The sequence below is a fragment of the Desulfosporosinus sp. FKB genome (genome assembly GCF_002196705.1).
Classification (GTDB): Bacteria; Bacillota; Desulfitobacteriia; order Desulfitobacteriales; family Desulfitobacteriaceae; genus Desulfosporosinus.
This window is the reverse complement of sequence record NZ_NADJ01000036.1, coordinates 15,215-34,148: the sequence shown is the minus strand read 5'-3', so window position 1 is coordinate 34,148 and position 18,934 is coordinate 15,215. Positions and strand designations below refer to the sequence as shown.

17 protein-coding genes are annotated in these 18,934 nt (G+C 43.5%); 13 read left to right on the top strand and 4 right to left on the bottom strand.

Annotation, left to right across the window (positions count from 1 at the left end; translation table 11 throughout):
- Positions 1–27: 27 nt before the first annotated feature.
- The 11 genes from B5Y67_RS14110 to B5Y67_RS14060 all read left to right on the top strand — a co-directional run bounded on the left by B5Y67_RS14110 (position 28) and on the right by B5Y67_RS14060 (position 12,779).
- Complete coding sequence (locus tag B5Y67_RS14110) at positions 28–1,221, top strand: 6-phosphofructokinase (RefSeq protein WP_242975976.1); 1,194 nt, start codon at positions 28–30, stop codon at positions 1,219–1,221.
- Between the two features lie 33 nt (positions 1,222–1,254).
- Positions 1,255–2,184 (top strand): triose-phosphate isomerase family protein, encoded by a 930-nt coding sequence (locus B5Y67_RS14105; protein WP_088227081.1) that lies wholly within the window; start codon positions 1,255–1,257, stop codon positions 2,182–2,184.
- 49 nt (positions 2,185–2,233) lie between these two features.
- The gene (locus B5Y67_RS14100; protein ID WP_088227080.1) at positions 2,234–3,673 is read left to right on the top strand and encodes a lactate racemase domain-containing protein; all 1,440 of its coding nucleotides are present in this window, start codon (positions 2,234–2,236) and stop codon (positions 3,671–3,673) included.
- 1 nt (position 3,674) lies between these two features.
- A complete protein-coding gene (locus tag B5Y67_RS14095; protein WP_088227079.1) occupies positions 3,675–4,829 on the top strand; it encodes a class II fructose-bisphosphate aldolase in 1,155 nt (384 codons plus the stop codon).
- A 91-nt stretch (positions 4,830–4,920) separates the two neighbouring features.
- Complete coding sequence (locus B5Y67_RS14090) at positions 4,921–5,658, top strand: sulfite exporter TauE/SafE family protein (protein WP_088227078.1); 738 nt, start codon at positions 4,921–4,923, stop codon at positions 5,656–5,658.
- A gap of 47 nt (positions 5,659–5,705) precedes the next feature.
- Positions 5,706–6,560: a class II fructose-bisphosphate aldolase gene (locus B5Y67_RS14085; protein WP_088227077.1), complete on the top strand. Its 855-nt coding sequence runs from the start codon at positions 5,706–5,708 to the stop codon at positions 6,558–6,560.
- Positions 6,561–6,614: 54 nt separating this feature from the next.
- Positions 6,615–7,958 carry a fucose isomerase gene (locus tag B5Y67_RS14080; protein ID WP_242975975.1) on the top strand — a complete coding sequence of 448 codons (1,344 nt, stop codon included), beginning with the start codon at positions 6,615–6,617 and terminating at the stop codon, positions 7,956–7,958.
- A gap of 443 nt (positions 7,959–8,401) precedes the next feature.
- Positions 8,402–8,986, top strand: a complete 585-nt coding sequence (locus B5Y67_RS14075; protein ID WP_088227076.1) for a 4Fe-4S ferredoxin — start codon at positions 8,402–8,404, stop codon at positions 8,984–8,986.
- A gap of 297 nt (positions 8,987–9,283) precedes the next feature.
- Positions 9,284–9,745: an NAD(P)H-dependent oxidoreductase subunit E gene (locus B5Y67_RS14070; RefSeq protein ID WP_088227075.1), complete on the top strand. Its 462-nt coding sequence runs from the start codon at positions 9,284–9,286 to the stop codon at positions 9,743–9,745.
- A gap of 4 nt (positions 9,746–9,749) precedes the next feature.
- Entirely contained in the window at positions 9,750–11,045 is a 1,296-nt protein-coding gene (locus tag B5Y67_RS14065) for an NADH-ubiquinone oxidoreductase-F iron-sulfur binding region domain-containing protein (RefSeq protein ID WP_088227074.1), read from the top strand.
- 6 nt (positions 11,046–11,051) lie between these two features.
- A complete protein-coding gene (locus B5Y67_RS14060) occupies positions 11,052–12,779 on the top strand; it encodes an NADH-dependent [FeFe] hydrogenase, group A6 (RefSeq protein ID WP_088227073.1) in 1,728 nt (575 codons plus the stop codon).
- A gap of 81 nt (positions 12,780–12,860) precedes the next feature.
- On the opposite strand, the gene B5Y67_RS14055 is transcribed toward B5Y67_RS14060, so the two are convergent.
- The 4 genes from B5Y67_RS14055 to B5Y67_RS14040 all read right to left on the bottom strand — a co-directional run bounded on the left by B5Y67_RS14055 (position 12,861) and on the right by B5Y67_RS14040 (position 16,339).
- Entirely contained in the window at positions 12,861–13,328 is a 468-nt protein-coding gene (locus B5Y67_RS14055; RefSeq protein ID WP_088227072.1) for a YopX family protein, read from the bottom strand.
- Between the two features lie 342 nt (positions 13,329–13,670).
- Positions 13,671–14,387 (bottom strand): SIMPL domain-containing protein, encoded by a 717-nt coding sequence (locus tag B5Y67_RS14050; RefSeq protein ID WP_088227071.1) that lies wholly within the window; start codon positions 14,385–14,387, stop codon positions 13,671–13,673.
- Between the two features lie 136 nt (positions 14,388–14,523).
- Complete coding sequence (locus tag B5Y67_RS14045) at positions 14,524–15,864, bottom strand: hypothetical protein (RefSeq protein WP_088227070.1); 1,341 nt, start codon at positions 15,862–15,864, stop codon at positions 14,524–14,526.
- Complete coding sequence (locus B5Y67_RS14040) at positions 15,851–16,339, bottom strand: sigma-70 family RNA polymerase sigma factor (RefSeq protein ID WP_088227069.1); 489 nt, start codon at positions 16,337–16,339, stop codon at positions 15,851–15,853. The genes B5Y67_RS14045 and B5Y67_RS14040 overlap by 14 nt, the downstream gene beginning before the upstream one ends.
- Positions 16,340–16,737: 398 nt before the next feature.
- Here B5Y67_RS14040 and B5Y67_RS14035 point away from each other — a divergent pair, with 398 nt between their 5' ends.
- Both B5Y67_RS14035 and B5Y67_RS14030 read left to right on the top strand, forming a co-directional pair.
- Positions 16,738–18,069: a HAMP domain-containing sensor histidine kinase gene (locus B5Y67_RS14035; RefSeq protein ID WP_088227068.1), complete on the top strand. Its 1,332-nt coding sequence runs from the start codon at positions 16,738–16,740 to the stop codon at positions 18,067–18,069.
- Positions 18,066–18,692, top strand: coding sequence for a response regulator (locus B5Y67_RS14030; RefSeq protein ID WP_088227067.1), 627 nt, complete (start codon positions 18,066–18,068; stop codon positions 18,690–18,692). The genes B5Y67_RS14035 and B5Y67_RS14030 overlap by 4 nt, the downstream gene beginning before the upstream one ends.
- Positions 18,693–18,934 lie beyond the last annotated feature (242 nt).

The following is an 18,934-nucleotide window of genomic DNA, read 5'->3' as shown; positions in this document are numbered from 1 at the left end:
CCTTTTTAAACTAAGGAGGTGGCCGATTTGTCCGAAATTCATCAAGGGAATCTGTTGATTGTTCATGGAGGGGGGCCGACAGCAGTTATTAATGCCTCCTTATACGGAGCCATCACTGAAGCCCAAAAGCATCCGGAGATCTCTGGAGTTTATGGGGCAGTCAGCGGAGTGGAAGGAATAGTTCAAAAGCAATTAATTGATTTCAGCCGGGTGCCCTCCGCAGATATTCAGCGTCTTCTCAACACACCGGCTTCTGCGATTGGAACATCCAGGAAAAAGCTGTCTGGAGAGGATTATGAACGCATAATCCAGATCCTCAAAGAGTTAAAGGTTAAATACCTGTTATTTAACGGGGGCAATGGTTCCATGGATACCTGCGGGAAAATTTACGAACTGGCGAAGCCGGAGGATATCAGAGTCTTAGGAATTCCTAAAACGGTGGATAACGATATTGCTATTACAGATCACTCTCCAGGTTTCGGCAGTGCTGCCCGCTTTATCGCCTCAGCGACAGCAGAGGTGGCTGAAGATGTTAAAGCCATGCCTATTCATGTCAGTATCATCGAAGCCATGGGCAGAAATGCCGGCTGGATTGCTGCTGCCTCAGCCCTGGCGCAAAAAGAACCGGATGATCCACCCCACCTCATCTATTTGCCTGAACGAGCTTTTAAACCTGAGGAATTCCTTCAGGATGTGAAGAGCTTACATGAACGTTTCGGCGGAGTGGTGGTTGTTGCTAGTGAGGGATTGCAGGATGGGACAGGAAATTCTATTGTTCCGCCCTTACTGACCAGGGGCAGGGACGTCTATTTCGGTGATGTTGGCTCTCATCTGGCCATGCTGGTGCTGAAAGAGTTAGGCATCAAGGCCAGAAGTGAAAAGCCCGGCTTGCTGGGGAGGGCCTCAATGCCTTACCAGTCGTCAACAGACCGGGATGAAGCCATCATGGCCGGAGCCTATTCAGTCCAGGCAGTACTTAAGGGAGAAAGCGGCAAGATGGTTGGCTTCAAACGGCTCGCCGGCCTTCCCTATCAATGTGAGCCTGTCCTTATACCCATTCAGGACGTAATGTTACTTGAGAAAAAAATGCCTGCTTCCTATATCAATGCCCAAGGGAACGGTGTTACCCAAGAATTTCTTAATTATTGCAGGCCGCTGATCGGTAATCCCTTGCCGGAGTTTACAGATCTCAGGTCAAAAGGGGAATTTCGCTTAGGCTGACAATAAGACAATAACATTTTGGAGGTTAGGCTGATGGCTAAGATATTTGTGAATTTAAAACGCTTTGAGGTGCCAAGGTCTTTAGGCGGAGTCGCGAGTAAAGACGGCCCCAAGGAATGGGTTCAGTGGATCATGGCTAAAAGCGTTGAACAAGGTTTGGGAAAACTTAAAGATATTGAGATCATCTACCTGCTGCAGGAAGGGCTGATCCTCAGCGCTGATGAGAAACTGTTGACCTATCCGGCAGAGGAGCGGGAGACTATTAAACTGGGATGTCAGGGAGTTTTCCGGGTCGATATCCAGAAAGGCGGCAATTTTGGAGCTTTCACCACGAACAGACCTGCCGCCGCTGCCAAAACGATGGGCTGTACTTGGGCGATTATCGGTCATTCGGAAGAAATTAAAGATAAGTTAGAGATTATGACCCGTTATGATTCCGAAATCATGACAGATGAGATCAAGAACAAAAAGGCCAAAGAGGCTGTTTATTCCCTCATTAACCAGGAAGTTCTATGCGCCTTAAAAGCCGGGTTGGATGTCCTCTTGTGTGTTGGAGAAACAGCCGCAGAAAGAGGACAGGGTGAGTGGGAAGAACAAAAAGTCCGAGTGAAACAAGTATTGCGCCGGCAGCTGGAAGAAGAACTAAAGTCAGTTCCGGCTGAGAGCACAAATCGTCAGGTCGTTATCGGTTATGAACCAATCTGGGCTATTGGGCCCGGCAAAACTCCCCCCGGACCAGAATATATCGCGTTTGTTGCTTCCTATATAAAGGAAGTTGCTTTAGAACTGTTGGGCAGGGAGATAAGTGTTGTCTATGGGGGAGGACTGAAAGAGGACAACGCCGGAGCCATAGGCAAGGTGGAAGCAGTCAGCGGAGGGCTGGTAGCCTTAACTCAGTTTAGCGGTGAAATCGGATTTTACCCAGAGGATTTAGCAAAAATTATTGCTAAATATATGGCCTAACCTTGAGAGCTGTCTTTAGTTTACTAATCAATTGGAGGTATAAGGAAGGATGAAAAAGCTAGCGTTTGAATATGGTGAAGGACTGATGGAAGCAGAACTGCCGGATAATACGGATGTCTTTGTTCCGGGAGAGACTGTTGCCGATCCTCCTGCTCTGGAAAATATCGTGGAAAGCACCCGCGAAGCCATACTTAACCCCATTGGTCTTAAGCCGATCAGTGAACAGGTCAGGAAAGGTTCCAAGGTTGTGATTGTTTTCCCGGACAGAGTAAAAGGCGGATTTCAGGAGAACTCTCATCGCAAAGTGTCTACGGCAATCATCATCGAAGAATGTCTGAAAGCGGGAGTGGAAAAGAAGGATATTCACTTGGTCTGCAGCAATGGACTCCACCGCAAAATGACGAAGGAAGAAATCAAGACGATCTTAGGCGATAAATTATTTAATGATTACTGGTGGTCTCATCAAATAACCAACCACGACAGCGAGGACTGGGACAATTTAGTAGACCTCGGCTGCGATGAGATGGGGAACCCGGTGATAATGAACAAAATAGTTTATGAAGCCGATCTGGCTGTACTGATCGGCCATGTTTTGGGCAATCCCTATGGCGGCTATTCCGGAGGCTATAAGCACTGCGCCACAGGCATAACCCACTGGAAATCCATTGCTTCCCACCATGTGCCTCATGTCATGCATCGGGACGATTTCACGCCTGTTAACAGCCATAGCCTGATGCGCAGAAAGTTTGATTCGATTGGCCAGCACATGGAAAAATGCATGGGCAAGAAATTTTTTGCCTGTGACGCCGTGCTGGATACAGCGCAAAGACAGATTGCGGTTTTTGCCGGTTATGCCAAAGAGATTCAGCCCCTGTCCTGGGAAATTGCCGATCAAAGAACCTATGTGCCCTGGGCCACGAAAAAATATGATGTCATGGTGTTCGGTATGCCGCAGAATTTCCACTATGGCAACGGTATGGGCACCAATCCGATTCTGATGATGCAGGCCGTATCGGCCCAGATTATCAGGCATAAAAGAGTCTTAAGCGACAATTGCGTCGTTATTTGTTCCTCGATTTGCAACGGTTATTTTCATGATGACGAATTTCCCGCTTATCGAAGAGTTTATGACCTTTTCCAGAAAGATTATCACAATGTCCTGCCTGACCTGGAAAAGTACGGTGAATACCTGGCCCGGGATGAAGACTATATCGCCAAATATCGTTTTAATTTCGGCTATCATCCCTATCATACCTTTTCCATGATTTCCTGCGGCCATATTGCCGAAAAACATTGTTCGGCTATCTATATTGTGGGAGCCTATGAACCGGGTTATGCCAGAAGTATGGGCATGAAGACCAGAGCGACCTTTGCAGAGGCTTTAAAGGATGCGGAAAAGTACGTCGGCAAGACTCCGAACATCTTAGCTTTGCCCAGAGCCTTTAAAACGGCCAGTGTTCATCTGGGTATGCAGGAAGGAGCGTTTTAGTATGCCACTTATACCCCTCCGGCCCTTATTGGCAGCAACTCAAAGGTACGGTTTTGCCCAGGGAGCTTTTAATGTCAACAGTGTTATCCAGGCCGAAGCTGTCATTGCAGCGCACGAAATGTTCAGGTCAGCTGCCATTCTGCAGGGGGCAGACCTGGCTAATGCTTTTATGGGCGGAAACGCCGATTTTTTAAAGGGAACCCTGGAAGACAAACAGAGAGGTGCCCGGCTTATTGGCGAGGCCGTAAAAAAGCTCAGTCAGGATTCTCCTATACCGGTTGTACTTCATCTGGATCACGGCAAAGATTTTGCTTCCGTTAAAGCGGCCATTGATGGAGGCTTTACGTCGGTGATGATTGACGGTTCCCATCTTCCGTTTGCTGAGAATGTCGAGCTGACCCGCGAGGTTGTCCAATATGCCCATGAGCGGGGAATTACGGTGGAAGGTGAACTGGGGGTACTCTCCGGAGTGGAGGATGACGTTTTTTCCGACCAATCAACCTATACTAATCCCCTCAAAGCCGTCGAGTTTTGCAAAAAGACCGGCGTAGATTGCTTGGCCATTTCTTACGGCACCAAACATGGCGCCGTTAAAGGGGAAAACGTCCAATTACGCAAGGAAATTGTCATCGCGGTTACAGAGAATCTCAAGCATGAAGGAATCTTTGGCGTTCTTGTCTCTCATGGTTCATCACTGGTACCCCGGTATATTGTCGAGAAAATTAATCAATTGGGCGGAACAATCAAGGGTGCCAACGGCATCCCCATGGAGGAACTGAAGTCCGTTATTAAAGCCGGAATCGGCAAGATCAATATTGACACCGACCTTCGGCTGGCAGTCACCCGAAATATACGAGAGTATTTGGCGGGAAATAACTCTGCCGCCGAAAATCCGGCTCTAAAAGCTATAGCGGAGCTCATGAATCAAAAGCCGGAGCAGTTTGATCCCCGGGGTTATTTGGTTCCCATTATGGATAGCTTTATTACCGGTCAAACCACTGATCCCCAGGTCTTGGATATCTTTAAGCGGATAAAACAAGGAGTGCAGGAAGTCGTTGGGACACTCATTGTCGAATTCGGTTCAGTCGGTTCTTCCGCAAAGGTGGAAGCAGTAAGTTTAGAGGAAATGGCTCAACGTTACCAAAGAAATTCGTAGAGGGCAGGGAGCAGCATCCTGACTTTCCTGGGGTCCTGGGTTATGATAAAAAGCATGAGCGTTCAGGGCGATATGAAGGAGATGATCCAGGATGTTAACGTTGACGACATTATATATAGTTCTGGTTGTTTTGCTGGCCAGCCTTTTACAGACCTTGACCGGGTTTGGCTATGCTTTATTGGCGACACCCTTGCTTACCCTGGTTTTAGGCACTAAAGAAGTCGTAATGTTCACGTTGGTGACCTCAACATTGATCAACGTGATTATGATTTGCCGAACCGTCGGGAAAGCAAGGTTTCGTCAGCTCATCGTTGCCTTTGTGGCCAGCATCGTAGGGATACTTCCCGGCCTGTATGTCATGAAAGTTATTAGTGAGAGTGTTTTAAAAGGCTTTGTTGGCATAGTTCTTATTTTAAGTTCCATTCTCATGACAAAGAGTGCCGGGCTTAAAATCCGCCGTCAAGGGCTGTTCAAGGCTGTGCTTGGTTTCATAAGCGGTTTCCTGACTGCCACAACCGGCCTGGGCGGACCGCCGATGGTTTTATGCATGATAGCACTGAGTGAAGACAAGGAACTTGTGAGGGCCAGTCTGGCACGTTTGTTCCTGCTTTCAAACATCGTAACCTTAAGTATGTCTTATTTTGCGCAAACGTTTCACTTGGACTACCTCAATTTCAATGTCTTGTTTGCCTGCCTGGCGATTTTTCTGGGCTATTGGATCGGTGAAAAGCTCTTCGTACGCCTCGATTTTCCGACCCTAAAAAAATTCGGGCTGATCGTTATTCTCATCAGCGGTCTGGCTATGTTAGCTCAATTATTTTTACATTAATAATTTCACCAAAGAGCAATCTCAAGACGAGAAAGGAAGCTAATAATATGCTCGTAACAAGCAAAGAGATGATTTTAGATGCTCAAAAGAGAGGCTATGCCGTTCCGGCCATTAATACCGGAGGAGGAAATTACGACATTATACGCTCCATTTGTTATGCTGCCGAAGAGATGAGATCTCCGATTATTTTGGCTCACTACGTGGCAACCGGCAAATATTCGGGTGACGATTGGTTTGTTGAGGTTTGCAAATGGCTGGCCAAGAAAGTGTCGGTTCCTGTAGCTATCCATCTGGACCATGGTGACAGCTATGACATCTGTGTTAAGGCTTTACAATACGGATTCACCTCAATAATGCTGGATTGTTCGGCTGAATCGATTGAGGACAATATCAAGCACACCAATGAAGTTATGAAGGTTTGCCAGGTTTTCGGAGTCCCCATCGAAGCAGAAGTCGGCGAGCTGGTGCGCTTGGACGAAACGGGTGAAACCCTGGAGAATAAGAACATTGCCAGGGTTGAGGATGTCAAGCAGTTCGTGGAAGGCTGCACTCCCGACATGTTGGCAATTGGTATCGGTAATGCCCATGGCTTTTATAAAGGTGAACCACTGATTCGCTTAGACGTTCTGCGCCAGGTACGTGAAATTACGGATATTCCTTTGGTGCTCCACGGCTGTACAGGTATGCCGGATGAAGCCGTCAAAGAGGCTATCCGTATTGGTGTGGCCAAGATCAACTTTGGGACATTAATTCGCCATAAATATGTCGAGTATTTTAAAGAAGGCCTGGAAACCTTGAATCACCAAGGACACTCCTGGAAGATCTCCCAATTCGCTGAGAAGAAATTGGAAGGCGTCATCAGAGATATTATCGAGTTATCCGGTTCTGCCAATAAGGCTTAAGCTTAAACCGAATCAATTATATTGATTATTAGGGTTAAGAGGAGGCAATTTATAATGGAAGAAAAAAAACTAAATGTGGGATTGATCACAACCGTATCGGGGAGATGGCCGACTGAGCTGCCTACTAAGAGGCATCATGACTACTCTGCATGGCTGGCGGACAATTTCCCAACCATGAATATAGTAAAAGCAGACAAATTAGCCGTTGATATGAAGGATGTTGAAGAGGTCATCATATCGTTTAGAAAAGCAGCCGTTGACCTTGTTATTCTCCTGTTGGGGGCTTTTACCGGCGACAATGCTGCTTCTCTAATCGCTGAAGAGCTAAAGGTTCCGGTAATGATTTGGGCACCCTATGAGCCGTCCTTCGACGGAGGCAGGCTTATGGCCAACAGCCTTGTATCGGCAACGATGAACGCCGCGGCTCTGCACAGGCTGGGATACAAAGCTCATTTCGTCTATGGCGACTATACGGACAGCAGGGTGCAAAAGGAAGTAACCCAATATCTTAAAGTCTACGATACTATCAAAAAACTAAAATACACCTTTCTGGGCCTTTTGGGCTATCGGCCGACAGCATTTTACAGCTCAACCTTTGACGAAACACTAATTCGTCAAAAATTCGGGATTAAGATGGAGGAATTTGACCTCAAGGTTATTTTTGATCTGGCAGAGAAAGCCGACCCTGCAAAAGTTCAGGCCGATGCGGACAATATAAGAGCTCATGAAAACGTGCAGAATCTTCCTGATGGCCATCTGGAAAATCACAGCAGGCTGGTTTTGGCCCTGGAAGAATTTATCCGCCAACAAGGCTTTAACGCCCTGATTTTAAAATGCTGGCCTGAAATGGGCAATCTGAAGTTCACACCCTGCGGGGCCATGGCCCGCTTTGCCGACAAGGGATTTGTCATTGGCTGTGAAGGTGATATGGATGCCACCATTGCCATGCTCATTCAAAAATACCTGACCGGAAAAACAGTCTTTATGTCCGACCTGATCACCATTGATGAAAAAGCCAATACTGCCCTTTTCTGGCACTGCGGCCAGGCAGGAAAGTCTCTTAAAGACCCGGAGAGTGATTTCATTGTCAGTAATCACCCGTTAGCCGGACAGGGAGTTGCTTTCTACACGACGCTCAAGCCCGGCAAGGTTACCATCGCCCGGATGTCTAAGATCGGCAATGAGTATAAACTTTTCCTGACTAAAGGTGAAGCCATCCCTACCCAAAGAGTTACCAAAGGAGTCATGGTCAATGTCGTTATGGAAGAGCCGGTCTTGAAAATGTTGTACAAGATTGTTGAGGAAGGTGTTCCCCATCACTATAGTATCGTTTGGGAAGATGTAGCCGAAGAGATGAGATTGTTGTGTAAGGTGTTAGGAATCGAAGTGATCGAGTAAACCATATTATCTTTTAGTCTCAGACTTTGTTTCTAAAGAAATGTCTAATAGAAATGTCTAATAGAAATGATCAAAATGGGTTTCAGGGTTCCTTGATAGGAATTCTGAAACCTTTTTTGATTGGTTCTTCTGGAAGTCTAGAGTGCATTGAGCAAGTAAGTAATTGGTTTTCCTCTCATTCCTAGAGCTTATCGAATTTATTAAGTAAGAAACCATAAAAAGAAATTTTATAAATTTGACTTAATTAATGCTGATTTAGGCTCCGTGGGTGACAGGATGGTTGATTATATTGAATGGTTTGGCTATTTTGTGGAAAGTTAAACTATGGTCTGGAAGGACTCTATCCCCACCGAAGCAGGTATGGGAAACGCTCCCTCTTGTAGAAGTGGAAGTCTTACGATTGGATAAAATTGCTTATAGATCATATGAAAGGGACGTATATAATGGAAAATAGCGCTGATCTCCAGGATCACCTTACAAATCAATTATTGCAGCAAGGAGCGTTAGCCGTTGGCTATACGAAAATAAGGCAGCAAGAGCCTGTTATGGTGATTGGTTTTCCCTTCTCGGATCAATGGATTTTAAATCATCCCTTTTACATCACGAAAAGGTTTGGGGAAGAAGTATGGACAAGCTGGAAACTGTTGAGGGATATTGCTCAGGTTTTACGCAGTGAAGGATATTCTGCAGACCTTAAAACCCCGCTCTCGCTATTCGGGGATTTTCGCCCTTTGGCAATCGCGGCGGGACTGGGAAACTGGGGGAAAAACGGACTGGTCACAAACCCTAAGTATGGTTCAAGACTTTTATTTGCTGCGATTTTTACAAATGCACCGCTGCAAGTCAGTACTGCAGAGAACTTAAGTTTAATCAATGAGTCCTGTGACAACTGCTCACTGTGTATTGACGCATGTCCGGCAAAAGCATTTCAGGATAACAGGTTTCATAAAATGCGTTGTTTCTCAAAAGCGCTTCGGGGATGTTCGGAGTGCCTTCAAGTTTGCCGGGGAAGGGTTCAATTGCATTAGGGCTTTGGCGAAAGTGTCCACAGGACACTTTCGTCACCGAAGCCCCGATGTTCAGCTTTAGCAAATTTCAGAGACTTCAGATCAGATTATTAATCAGAACAAAAAGTAAAGTGTGAATAATAATCAAATTAGAACTTTGGCAAAAGTACTTGTTATTCTTATCACTATAAGTTAATATTTGTTTTACATAGTGGAAACGTGTTTCGGATAATAGAACTATTAGTAACGAAACTAATGGAACTATAGCAAACTAATATCTATTGTTTATGTGCAGAAAAAAACAAAGGGGTATTACAAATGAAAATAGTCGACGAGGTTTTGGAAAAGTTTCGATACGCTAAAGAAAACCTTATTCAAATTCTGCTCGAACTACAAATGCTTTCGGGAAAAAATTATTTACCCGAGGAATGGGTGGAATATGTTGCACAGGCCCTTGACATGCCTATGAACAAGGTGTACGGAGTTATGACCTTCTACGGGATGTTTAGTACCAAGCCCAGAGGAAAAAATCTCATTGAAGTTTGTAAGAGCGGTCCCTGTCATGTGTCAGGTTCTGAAGGCGTTGAACTGATGTTAGAAAAAGAGTTAGCAATTAAGCCGGGGGAAACAACAGAAGATGGACTCTTTACTTTAGAACGTTCCAATTGCTTTGGTGCCTGTGATATAGCCCCTGCCATAAAAATCGGCGAAAATGTTTATGGCAATTTAACGCCGGACTCACTCAAAGCGGTCATTAATTCTTACAGAGCGGAGGCTTAACAGCATGGAAAACACAAAGATATTAAGTTCGCGTTTTGGAAAAATTAAGCCGGACTATGTGGAAGAATTTGTTGCTGCCGGTGGTTACGAAGGGTTAAAAAAAGCAATTACCATGAAACCTGAAGAGATTATTCAGGAGATTAAAAATGCCTATCTTTTTGGGCGAGGGGGAGCGGCATATCCTACGGGAGTTAAGTGGGAACAGGCGTATGCTATTCCTCTGGAAAAAGGGCCTAAATACATGATTTGTAATGCGGACGAAGGGGAACCGGGAACTTTTAAGGACCGCCATATTATGGCCGAAGATCCCTTGATGTTAATCGAAGGGATGACAATTGGGGCCTTTATTTTCGGGGCAAAGGAAGGATACATCTATTGCCGGGGTGAATATTCCGGGATTCAAAAAATATTAAGGAGTGCTATTAAGAACGCCACAGAGGCTGGATTCCTTGGAGAAAACATCCTGGGTACGGGACTGAATTTTAATATTAAAGTGGTTTCAGGAGCAGGGGCTTATGTCTGCGGAGAAAATACCGCCTTGGTGGAATCAATTGAAGGAAAAACCGGCAGACCGAGACGTAAACCACCTTATATCAAGAATGCAGGCCTTAATATGCTGCCTACTGTATTAAATAACGTGGAGACTTATGCCTGTATTCCCTGGATTGTTAAGGAAGGCGGAGAAAAATTTCTATCGTTGGGGACGGAATTCAGCGGCGGGACAAAATTGATGTGTCTCTCCGGAAATGTTGTTCAGCGGGGAGTTTATGAAGTGCCTTTTGGAACGACCCTTAGAGACCTTATTTATGACCTCGGTGGTGGAATTGCTGACGGCAAAAAGCTAAAATTTGTTCATTTGGGTGGATCAAGCGGAGCTTGTTTCCCTGAAGAATTACTGGATACAAAAATTTGTTATAACGACCTTCGAAAAAACGGTTTATCACTGGGCTCAGGTGCCGTTCTTGTTGTCGATGACAGTCATTGTGTTGTGGATTATCTCAAGACGGTCATGGAGTTCTTCGAAGACGAGTCCTGCGGTAAGTGTACTCCTTGCCGGGAAGGAAATCGAAGAATGGTTGAAATCCTAGAGAAGCTGACTTCAGGCAGAGGAGCGAAGGAAGACCTTGAGCGTCTCCAGAGTTTAGCTCGGACGATGAGGAATACAAGCTTTTGCGGTCTGGGCCAAAGCGCTCCGGTTCCTGTTACAACACTTCTCAAGCATTTTGCAGATGAATTTGAAGCTCATGTTCAGGGCCGATGTCCCAGCGGAAAGTGCAGCATGAGTGGGGTAAGGAGGTAAACAAGAATGGAAAAGATCAACCTAACGATTGATGGTATAGATATCTCCGTTGCCAAGGGTTCTACAATTTTACAAGCTGCCAAAGAAGCCAAGGTAGATATTCCGACACTCTGTTTCCTGCAAGGGGTTCATGAACCAGGCTCTTGCAGAATATGTGTCGTTGAAGTTGAAGGCTGGAGGGGACTGCAGCCTGCCTGCATAACAAAAGCTGAGGAAGGGATTGCGGTTAAAACCTCAAGCAAGCTGGTGCGGGAGACACGGAGAGACATCTTAGAGCTCATATTGGCAAATCATAATCGGGAATGCTTATCTTGTAAAAGAAATCAAAGATGTGAGCTTCAAAAGCTTGCTGAGGATTTTGGCATTGACTCGAATTACTATGAGAAAAAAGGAACTTGCGTGGAGCTGGATCAATCTGGCCCGGTGGTCAGGGATACCAGCAAATGTGTTTTATGCGGCCGGTGTGTCAGCGTTTGCTCGAACATTCAAAAGGTTAATGCCATTGAATTAGCCAATAGAGGGCCCGATACCTCCGTTACCACTCCCTATGAACAAAGTCTGTCTCTTCGTTCCTGCATTAATTGCGGGCAGTGTATAAAGGTTTGTCCCGTAGGCGCGCTCCAGGAAAGAGATGATACGGAAAAAGTTTGGAATGCGCTTGAAGACCCGGAGCTCCATGTCGTCGTACAAACAGCTCCTGCCGTCAGGGTTGCCTTGGGTGAGGAATTCGGCCTGCCTGTTGGAACTAATGTTAAAGGGAAAATGGTAACTGCCCTTAGAAGATTAGGGTTTAATAAGATATTCGATACCACCTTTAGCGCAGATCTTACCATTATGGAAGAAGGTACGGAACTGCTGCACAGGATCAACAATGGAGGTAAGCTGCCGCTGATTACCTCTTGTTCTCCGGGATGGGTCAAATTCTGCGAGCATAATTATCCGGACTTTCTGGATAATCTTTCAAGCTGTAAGTCCCCTCAGCAGATGTTTGGAGCGGTAGCCAAGTCCTATTATCCGCAAAAAGCCGGTCTTGATGCGAAGAAGGTTTTTGTTGTCTCGGTTATGCCTTGTACAGCTAAAAAGTTCGAAGCAGACCGTGAAGAACTGAAGATCAATGGACTTAGGGATGTTGATGCTGTCATAACGACGAGAGAACTCGCTAAAATGATTAAACAAGCGGGCATAAACTTTAATCAACAATCAGACAGCCATTATGATGAACTTCTTGGCACTTCAACCGGTGCAGGTGTAATCTTTGCTAATACCGGAGGGGTTATGGAAGCAGCTCTGCGAACAGTTGCTGATATTTTAACTGGTGAAGATCTTCAAACCATTGAATATCACGAAGTTCGTGGTTTGGAGGGAATCAAGGAAGCAACTGTCAATGTCAATGGGATGAAATTAAACGTAGCAATTGCTCACGGGACAGGTAATGCGTCGAAACTTCTTGATACAATCAGGGAGGGTAAAGCAGGCTATCATTTTATAGAAGTTATGGGTTGCCCTGGAGGTTGTATTAATGGCGGGGGTCAGCCGATTCTTATGGATAAATCAAAAACTCAAGAGGTTAATCAATTACGAGCTGCCAGTATCTATTCCTTAGACAGAACAGCCGTGAAGAGAAAATCCCATGATAATCCTGAAATTAAAAAGATCTACGCAGAATTTCTGGACAAGCCCGGCAGTAGTAAGGCTCATCAATTACTGCACACTCACTATATTGCAAGAAACTAAAGAGTTGATTTGAGCATCCAACACCTAAAACCAACTATAACTAAAAGAACTCCGTAGTGTTGCGGAGTTCTTTTTGATGTCTTAATTAAGTAATTCTGCATTCTCGAACCAGTTACCGATAACTTCGGGTTGGTTTGCTTTGCCTAATTCATCGAGAAATTGTTCATGTTTATTAACGATAATCCATTCGCCGGATTGTTCGCTATACTGAATTCTTCCTAAAGTTTTGGCTGAACTTTGAGTCAAATTACCTGAAGGGTAGAAGGAAATAATGTCTTTGCCAAAGATTTTTTTTCCCGTCTTGTCCAAAAGATTCGTGTTTTGCATGATATCAATACCTATATAAGCTATGACCTTTTCTTCCCAATCGTTTTCATAATGATTTGATAAACAATTTAAGGTATAATGAATTCCTTCCGAGGAAATATGAACGGGAGATTCGGTATGCCCTAACTTTTTCAGATAATCAGGAAGCCATAAATCTTGATCATAAATCAAGGCCTTTTCTTTTTCATCGTAAGCTCTGAATTCTCTTTCGACTGTGCCCATATCACCGCTCCCTTTACGATTTAGTTATTTTCAGTATAATCTAAATAGTAAACATCGTCTATAATATTCGACCTTTTCCATCATTTATTTTTTGGATTTTTAAGAAAGCATTTATGCGCACTCTTTATCATCGTGCAGCGTCACTTGCTTATCTTTTTCTTAGTATGGATGACGCGATCACCTTTACATGGATGTTGCTTCACGATAGATTATATAAGTAGGTTACAATTCATGCATGGCTTCTTGAAGAGGGAACTCAAAAAGAGACAGGCACGTTGCTTTTCGAAACAACGTGCCTGTCTCACTTTAGTTAGTGTTTGTAAATTGAAAAATTTAGTGAATCTACTGTTGGACCGTATAAGACAAGTCTGCAGTAGCTGAGATTGTAATCTTTTCCGGACTTTGTGGCTGGGGAGTTGAAGATCCGCTAAGGGAAACTGTATTTCTGGGATAAGGCTGAATATTTGAATCTGAATTAAAATCAATTCTGAGGCTGTTCAATTTATCCAAGGTAACACCTAAAGCATTGGCACTACTGAGAATATTCTCCTTCGCAGCGGCAATCGCGGAAGCGATGACTTGATCTTTGTACTTTCCTGGGTCCTGGATGGAATAGTTAACCGAATTTACATTGACCTCGCTGATATCTGCCAGTTTATCGAGAATATCCCCGACTTTATCTAACTCTTTAATAGTCACTGTCATACTGCTATTAGAAGAGTATACTGTAACTTCATTTTTAGTAGTATCATCTGATTTGGTGTAAGAATAGGTGGAATAGTTTGTAGTCTTAATGGCATCTTTGCTTAAACCTTCACCTACGAGCAAATCTATGGCCTTGTTAACAGCAATCGAATTATTTTCCTGCGCTAAAGCAGCACTGTTTGCTTCAGTCCTTACAGATAAATTGAGTTGGACGATGTCAGGGTCTACGTTTACGGAACTGGTTGCCGAAGTCTCGATTGTTCCTGGCTGTTGAATTTCCGCTGCAGATGCAGTTTGAGCAAATAATAAGGTTAGAACAAGGGCGAAAAATATAAGTTTAATACTTTTTTTCAAAAGAGACGCCTCCTTAATAATTAATTACAGATCGAATCAAGGCTTTGTCTTAAGAAAGCTGGGTTTGTTCCTTGGTAATCACCCCTTTCATAGTAATCAATAAACGGAGCTTGTTAACCACAAATCAATTCGCTGGTTAAACCAGCCCATTCCAAAAGTTGTTAAATACAAGGCTGTCCACTTTGAAGAATATATTAACGCCATTGATATAGACATAGCCTTCTTTAAAAAGCCGTAATTCAACACCGCTGCCATCCTTTAAGCGGATATCCAAAACTCGCTGATCTGTTGTACCTTGTTCAGAAAATAAATAGTCTAAGTCTTCTTCATTCACAGGAACTGAGTTTTCTAATGCTGCCAGAAAAACATTAAATTGATCAAGATTTGACAGGGATTTAAAATTATTTTTACCGTTGTTCCAACTTTCGAAGTCCTCATAACGAACCGAAGCAATATTGTTTTCTATCTGGAACTTACCAAAAATGTCATGTCCCGTTTTCACAGTGATGCCATTCAGGCAATCAAAGAACTGAGCATTAACTTCACCGTTGATTTGTTCATACGTCATAATTCTGAAGCTCTTGTCATAGCCCTTGACGGAATAGACGTCTTGGATCCCAACCGTCGAAGCCAACTCTTCGTCATAATCGTTCTGCTGACTCCATTCTGTGATGGTTCCCTTCGTGGTGCCAAGCTTTTCGCCAACCAGCGCAGCGGCCCTGTTCAGATCCAGGGGTAAAGTGCTGCGAATATATATCCTCCCTTGATAGACAATAAGCTCCATCATTTTTGCTGTTGTTACCGAATCTGTTGCCTTAACAGGCAATTGAACTTTGGGAATAAAAATTCCCTCATTTTGCTGATTTAACCCTTGCGATATTTGATTCTGTGAACTGACACCGTTATCGCCATTGTCTCTAAGCAAAGTTCTGGGTTCTGGTGTTGTTTCATTTTCAGCCGGGATTTGCTTAGAATTGTTGGTCTCGTTGTTCTGTTGAAGTGCTTTCGAGTTGTCATTTTGCTTATCGGTATTGGGAAGGGACGGTGATTGGACATCGGAGTCGCTGCGGGTTTGAGGAGCGATAGTTTCAGCTTGGTTGTTATTTTGGTTGTTATTTTGGCTATTAGTTTGGTTACTACTTTGATTGTTATTAGTTTGCGGGAGGTTTGGATTTTTAGCATTATTTCCTTGAATTTTCTGTTCCGCTTGGTTGCCGCCTTTATTATCGGGGAGGAGGGCAATGGACGTGCTATTGGGGATATTGTTTTGAACAGCTAATTTGGGAGGGGTTTCAATCTGATGATTGGCCAATACACCTGCCCCAATAGCCACGATCAGCCCAGCCGCTATTACAGCAATAGGTTTGAAGGGCATTCCTTTTGCCAGCTTCCCGTTTAATTTGGCGGATAATCTCTGTTCCATGTCATCATCCGGCTCAAGTTTTCCGATGACGCGTTTAATATCAAAGCTGTTCATTTTCATTTCCTTCCAATTCTATTTTTAGAAGCTGACGACCCCTCTGCAAACGCATTTTTATTGCTGACTCTTTGCTGTTTAGGATTTGGGCTATTTGTTTAATCGAATAATCTTCAAAATAAAAGAGGTAAATTACCGATTTATACTTCATAGGTAAGCTGATAATCTCTTTTAAAATATTAAAGTCCGCCGGATCATCGTAATAATTATCTATTTCCTCCATTTTTATGACTCGTTTGTGCCAAACACTGCGCAGGGTATCCCGGCAAAGATTAACCGTCACTTTAATAAGCCATGCTTTCTCATGGCCATCATTATTAAAAGTTGGTGATTTGAACAGAAGCTTATAAAATGCCTCTTGCATAATTTCTTCTGCATCATCTTTATTTCCGAGATGAACCATGGCAATTTTAAAAACCATGTCGCCATACAATTTGTATTTTGTTGAAAAACTACTGCCAGGCCATTGGGGCATGTAAGAATCTCCTTTCATCTATAACACGATTGATTATAGAAAAAAGTCACAAAGTCAATTATTATTTTTGGAGAAAAAATAAACATTATCCAAAATGAACAACTTGCTATGGGCCTTTGGGACTTTTGCTGCTTTTAATACCTCTCTTAGCAGCGCACAGGTCTTTTCAGCTTTATATTACCATGCGAAAAGGTCATCTCGAAACAGTTGGCGCTCTTGTCCAGGCTCTTGAAGCAAAGGGCATTTATACCAGCGGTCATTCGTCCAGAGTCTAGAGTATGTAAATATGATTATAAAATAATAAAACCTTGAAGAGGATTATTGTTCCCTTTCAAGGCTTTTTTGCTATCCGTCGACCTTTTTCATGGTATACTTATATAAGAGAAGGGAGGCAAGCTGTGAGGAAAATTCTCAAGTCTATAAAAATATGGATAGGAATTATATTATTCCTATTGGGAATATTAATACCTTATTGGCTAAAACCGCAGCTTATTGGCTTGGACCAATTACTGCAAACGATGCATTATAAGACAGACGGAAGTGCCTTAATGGTAAATGCCTTCCTGATCGTGTCTATTAATACGATTATTTCTATACCTCAGTTTCTCAGCGTGGTTATGTTAGGGGATGGAATGGCGGAAGTCTTTGAACGGCCTGCCTTAAAAACCGTCATCCCTTTGACCGTTGTTCCCTGCGCTTATGTGATTGTTAACCTGGTTACTCCTTTAAACTATAGTTTTGGAGCCACCGACATTTTTTTATGGCTGATGATTGTAGTGATGCAGACCTTAAGCAAGCAAAAATTGAATATTGGGATGAAACTCATGGTTTTTTCTCAATTAATTTTTGGAGTTGCTTGGTTAAATCAAGTTCCTTTTCTAACACCTTACGGCTTTGGTCAGGGTTCTTTATCGTTTAAATTAAAACAATCCGCAATTCAAATTGGATTTGGCGAGGTTTTAACGCTTTATGCCAATGTGCTGTTCTTTATCTTCGTTGCCAGTGCTATCACGTTGTGGGTTTATTTAATTTTATATATGGAGAAATGGGCTATTTCTCAGGATTTGCTTCGTGCCCAGCTTGAAGCTAATGAATCTCGTTCGGGACGAGAGGTGCTTCATTTAGTCCATGATCTAAAAACGCCTTTAGCAACCATTGAAGGGCTGGTTTCTCTTATGGAGACGCGCTGGCCGGACCCAAAGATGCAGGAATACTGTCAAACGATTTATCGTTCCATTAATTCTATGAGCGCCATGGTATCGGAAATTTTATATGAAGATCGCAAGAATTGGTGTGAACTAAAAGACCTGATTGACTATATTCGAGCCACTCGTCTAAGTGGGACAAACTTATCTGTGGATATAGAATTAGAGGGAGAACCTCGATCAAATCTTTATATTAATAAAATCAGATTAACCCGGGCAATCATAAATTTGATTGATAACGCCTTGGATGCAGTGCAGGATCGAGAAAATGGGAGGGTTGTTTTGCGTGCCAAAACATTGGAAAATACAGTGAACCTTGAAGTGGAAGACAATGGCTATGGTATAACAGAAAACGATGTCAAAAGAATCTGGAAGACCGGATACAGCACCAAAAACCATCCTGGTTTTGGCCTGGCTTTTGTACGACAGGTCGCCGAAGGGCATGAAGGATTTGTCAATATAAAAAGTGTCGTCGGCCAGGGAACTAAGGTTTGGATAACCTTGCCTTTGGGAGAGAGCCAATGAAAATAATAATTATGGATGACGAGCAGTCACTGCGCTATACCTTAAGCGAAATATTCAGTTTCGCCGGATGGGATCCTATAGCCTATCCAAATGGCAGAGAAGGAATCGAAGGCTTCTTTACCCATGGAGCAGATATTATTTTAGTGGATTATCATATGCCGGAAATTGATGGTCTTGAAACGGTTCGCTTGATTAGGGAACATGATCCGGAAATCCCCATCCTTGTACTCACTGTTGATGAACGGCAGGAAATAGCTGATCGTTTTCTCGATGCAGGCGCTACTGACTTTGCCCTGAAGCCAGTCAAGGCACCGGATTTAATTGCCCGGGTCCAATTGCACATGCGGCTGCTGTATATGACCAAGGCGGTACAAGCCAACACCAAAGTACAAAACGATGTTTTTGTAACCAAAGGAATAAGTAAATCAACGCTCTCCTATATCGAACGATATCTCACCGATTGTCCCGAACCTTCAACCGTAGAGGAGATCTCCAAAAAGCTGTCTCTTGCGGTCCCCACTGTTTATCGCTATCTTACCTATCTTGTTAATAACGGTAAAGTTCAGTCCATACCAAGTTATCAGAAAATCGGCCGGCCCAAAAATCGCTATTGCTGGATTTGATTTATAACCCCAGAGTTGAAGTATACGTAGGATTTGCAGCGGCACTTACTATGAGGCTTAGGCTTATTAGTAAGTGCCGCATTTATCTATTCTTAAGACTTCCACCTCAAGTGGGAGTGGTTCCCGATGTTCGGATTTAGTTGAACGAGTTAACTTTTGAGAGATTCTTCAAGGGGTTCTTATATAATAGTAACGTATTTAGGATTGTATACAATAATCAAACACTTTTTATCTTTTTTATT

Coding starts and splice junctions, on each gene's coding strand:
- B5Y67_RS14095 (WP_088227079.1), top strand. CDS start 3,675: ATGCCACTTATACCCCTCCGGCCCTTATTGGCAGCAACTCAAAGGTAC.
- B5Y67_RS14030 (WP_088227067.1), top strand. CDS start 18,066: ATGAAAATAATAATTATGGATGACGAGCAGTCACTGCGCTATACCTTA.
- B5Y67_RS14075 (WP_088227076.1), top strand. CDS start 8,402: ATGGAAAATAGCGCTGATCTCCAGGATCACCTTACAAATCAATTATTG.
- B5Y67_RS14070 (WP_088227075.1), top strand. CDS start 9,284: ATGAAAATAGTCGACGAGGTTTTGGAAAAGTTTCGATACGCTAAAGAA.
- B5Y67_RS14065 (WP_088227074.1), top strand. CDS start 9,750: ATGGAAAACACAAAGATATTAAGTTCGCGTTTTGGAAAAATTAAGCCG.
- B5Y67_RS14090 (WP_088227078.1), top strand. CDS start 4,921: ATGTTAACGTTGACGACATTATATATAGTTCTGGTTGTTTTGCTGGCC.
- B5Y67_RS14100 (WP_088227080.1), top strand. CDS start 2,234: ATGAAAAAGCTAGCGTTTGAATATGGTGAAGGACTGATGGAAGCAGAA.
- B5Y67_RS14040 (WP_088227069.1), bottom strand. CDS start 16,339: ATGCCCCAATGGCCTGGCAGTAGTTTTTCAACAAAATACAAATTGTAT.
- B5Y67_RS14105 (WP_088227081.1), top strand. CDS start 1,255: ATGGCTAAGATATTTGTGAATTTAAAACGCTTTGAGGTGCCAAGGTCT.
- B5Y67_RS14080 (WP_242975975.1), top strand. CDS start 6,615: ATGGAAGAAAAAAAACTAAATGTGGGATTGATCACAACCGTATCGGGG.
- B5Y67_RS14060 (WP_088227073.1), top strand. CDS start 11,052: ATGGAAAAGATCAACCTAACGATTGATGGTATAGATATCTCCGTTGCC.
- B5Y67_RS14055 (WP_088227072.1), bottom strand. CDS start 13,328: ATGGGCACAGTCGAAAGAGAATTCAGAGCTTACGATGAAAAAGAAAAG.
- B5Y67_RS14045 (WP_088227070.1), bottom strand. CDS start 15,864: ATGAACAGCTTTGATATTAAACGCGTCATCGGAAAACTTGAGCCGGAT.
- B5Y67_RS14085 (WP_088227077.1), top strand. CDS start 5,706: ATGCTCGTAACAAGCAAAGAGATGATTTTAGATGCTCAAAAGAGAGGC.